This is a genomic window from Halovivax sp. (assembly GCA_007119345.1).
Taxonomy (GTDB): Archaea; Halobacteriota; Halobacteria; order Halobacteriales; family Natrialbaceae; genus Halovivax.
This window is the reverse complement of record SKPV01000082.1, coordinates 1-2,844: the sequence shown is the minus strand read 5'-3', so window position 1 is coordinate 2,844 and position 2,844 is coordinate 1. Positions and strand designations below refer to the sequence as shown.

The 2,844-nt window shown below is 68.1% G+C and carries 4 protein-coding genes; 3 read left to right on the top strand and 1 reads right to left on the bottom strand.

The window, feature by feature from the left end:
• Positions 1-450 (top strand): DUF4872 domain-containing protein (locus tag QZT59_RS05740; protein ID WP_290812629.1); only part of this gene is annotated, 450 nt, incomplete at its 5' end.
• Between the two features lie 297 nt (positions 451-747).
• Here the strand turns inward: QZT59_RS05740 and QZT59_RS05735 are convergent.
• Entirely contained in the window at positions 748-1,488 is a 741-nt protein-coding gene (locus QZT59_RS05735) for an SDR family NAD(P)-dependent oxidoreductase (protein WP_290812626.1), read from the bottom strand.
• 237 nt (positions 1,489-1,725) lie between these two features.
• Between QZT59_RS05735 and QZT59_RS05730 the strand changes: the two genes are divergently transcribed.
• Together QZT59_RS05730 and QZT59_RS05725 are read left to right on the top strand one after the other, a co-directional pair.
• Complete coding sequence (locus tag QZT59_RS05730) at positions 1,726-2,181, top strand: universal stress protein (RefSeq protein WP_290812623.1); 456 nt, start codon at positions 1,726-1,728, stop codon at positions 2,179-2,181.
• 44 nt (positions 2,182-2,225) lie between these two features.
• Complete coding sequence (locus tag QZT59_RS05725) at positions 2,226-2,690, top strand: universal stress protein (protein WP_290812620.1); 465 nt, start codon at positions 2,226-2,228, stop codon at positions 2,688-2,690.
• Positions 2,691-2,844: the final 154 nt, after the last annotated feature.

Below are 2,844 nucleotides of genomic sequence, written 5' to 3'. Positions count from 1 at the left end.
GCGATCGCGGACGTGGCGGGCTACATGCTCGAGCCAGACTCGCGCGAGCGCCCGCTGGGACCGGCGGCCCACGGACTGGCCGGGATTCGCCGTTTCGCCGAGGAGCTACCTGCCTACGTCGACTTTGCGGATCCGCAGTGGTCGGTGCGCTTTGCCTACCAGAACGTCGAGCGTCGGGGCACCGGCGGCGGCACCTTTCGCCGGCTCTACGCCCGCTTCCTCGACCGAACCACCGAGCAGCTCTCCGAACTCGACCCCGACCTCGCCGACAGAATGCACGAGATCGCCGACGACTGGACCGCGATCGGAGATACGCTGAAGGACGCGAGCGAGGTCGACGAAGTGAGCGAGATGGAGCCGCTGCTCGCCGAGGCCCAGTCGGCGATCTACGACGTCGCGGATCGAGAGCAGGAGCTGTACGACGAGCTGTTGACGGTCGTCGAGACGTAGGTTGTCCTGGCGAGTCGAACGAGTTCCTCACGAGTGCGTGCGACGAGTCACCCTATAGAGCGATGAGCGGGACGTGCGTCGGTAGTCGCGTTCGGTGCTGACGTGTTGGCCCCCTGACGCCCCGCCACCGTCAGCTCAGGGCCGACGGATCACGTTCGTTGTGGGACGGGTTCCGAATTCCGTTAGTTGTGGCGGGTGGGCAGTTTCGCGGGTAGCACAACATCATGGGTGGCTCACATCGCCACAGAATCATAGGGCGGGCGGCACACATCGCCCACGAATCGAATCGTGAGCGCATCAGACGTCTTCGGGGAGCCAGCCACCGTCGACCTCGACGTTCTCACCGCTGAGATACTCGGTCTCCCGGGCGAGAAAGAACAGGACGGGCCGAGCGACATCGTCGAAGCTCGCGGGACGGCCGCGGGGCAGCTCGTCGGGGAACTCCGCGGAGTTCTCGACGACGTACGGTGAGACGGCGTTGACCGTGATGCCGTCGTCCTGCGTGTCGGCGGCGAGCATCCGCGTGAACATGAGAACGCCGGCTTTAGCCGCGAAGTACGGGAAGTTCACCGGGTCGACGAGTCCCTTCTCGGCGGAGGCGTAGCCAATGTTGACGATCCGGCCGAAGCCGCGCTCGCGCATGCCGGGAAGCGCTCGGCGCGAACAGAGGTAGGTTCCGGTGAGGTTCGTGTCGACCACGCGGCGCCAGGTGTCGACGTCGAGTTCCGCCCAGTGGACGGGAGCGAAGTCACCGACGTTGTTGACCAGCGAGTCGACCGGGCCCAGATCGGATTCGACCGCTGCGAACATGCCGTCGACGCTCTCCGGATCGGTAACGTCACCCTGGACGGTCGTCGTCGCCGGTGCGCCGCGTTCCGCGGCGAGTTCGGCGACGTCGCGGGCGGCGTCGGCGCTCGTGTGGTAGTGGACCGCGACGCGCGCGCCGCGGTCGGCGGCGGCGAGCAGCAGTTCCCGGCCGACGCCTCTGGCGCTGCCGGTCACCAGTACGGTTCGATCGGTGAGGTCCGGGCCGTCCATACGTCGCCTTCGGGCGCCGGCGGGTTAGCTGTGGGGGAGCCGGTGGCGACCGGGGCGGTGGCTCTGTGACGAGCGCACTGTGACGATGAACACCGATCTGCTCGCCAGTGGTGTCGAACGCTCCGTTGGGAGGTGGTGTACAAGACCAGGTTTGCCGAACGCAAAGCCACGTTCGCCCACCGCGGTCGAAACTGCACAGCTGCCAACGCTTATGCGAGTCGAGAGTGGATTTGGGGTATGACACTACGTACGGTTCTGCTGGCGGTCGGACCGGGTGACGTCGATCGAACGGAGGCGCTGGCCGAGGCCGTCATCGAGGTGGCTGGCCCTGCTGGCGCGACGGTCGTCCTCGCGCACGTCTTCACGACCGACGAGTACGAGGAGGTCTGTCGCCGCCTCGAGTTCGACCCCGACGTCGAGGAGGTCGATCCGAACGCCGTCGCCCGCCGGCACTCGACGATACGGGAACTCGCTCGCCAGTTCGCCGACGCCGACGTCGACGTCGAGATTCGCGGCGCCGTCGGCGATCACGGCGAGGCGATCGTCGAGCTCGCGACCGAGGTCGACGCAGACCGGGTCGTCGTCGGCGGTCGACGTCGGACACCCACCGGCAAGGCGGTTTTCGGCTCGACCGCCCAGGAGGTGTTGCTGTCGGCGCCCGCACCCGTCACCTTCGTCCGGGGCGACGACTGAGGATCGAGGCGAAGAGGTAAGCCGTTGCCGGCGCGAGTGCACCTATGGCGATCGAGACGATTTTGCTCGCAGTGGGGCCGATGGACACCGTCCGGGCCGACGGACTCGCGGAGACGGTCAGCGAACTCGCAGTTCCGCTCGACGCCGACGTGGTGATCGGTCACGCCTTCACCGCCGACGAGTACGAGAGCGTCCGCGAACGACTCGGCTTCGACGAGCGCCCCGACGCGGTCGATCCGGACGCGGTGGCGGCCCACCGGGCGCCCGTGGCGGACCTCCGGGACCGGCTCGAGGACGAGGGCGTCGACGTCACGGTGCGGGGACGGCTCGGTGAGATCGGTCCGGGGGTCGTCGATCTCGCGACCGAGGTCGACGCAGACCGCATCGTCGTCGGCGGTCGGCGACGGTCGCCGGCCGAGAAGGCCGTGCTGGGATCCGTCTCTCAGGAGATCATCCTCGCGGCGCCCTGTCCGGTCACCTACTACCGGGACCTCGACGTGATGGAGTAACGGCGCCCTCCGTCGACGCGTCCCCGGACGGAGTGAGTCGACTGCGGACTCAGGAGCGCTCCGCTCGGGCTTTCCAGCGGCGTTCCTGACGCCGCTCGCGGACGTGCCTGTCGCCGTCGGCGAGTTCGGCGCGCACCCGCCGCTCGAACCCCTC

Bases quoted from the DNA above. Each gene is read 5' to 3' on its own strand.
- QZT59_RS05725 (WP_290812620.1), top strand. From the start codon at position 2,226: ATGGCGATCGAGACGATTTTGCTCGCAGTGGGGCCGATGGACACCGTC.
- QZT59_RS05730 (WP_290812623.1), top strand. From the start codon at position 1,726: ATGACACTACGTACGGTTCTGCTGGCGGTCGGACCGGGTGACGTCGAT.
- QZT59_RS05735 (WP_290812626.1), bottom strand. From the start codon at position 1,488: ATGGACGGCCCGGACCTCACCGATCGAACCGTACTGGTGACCGGCAGC.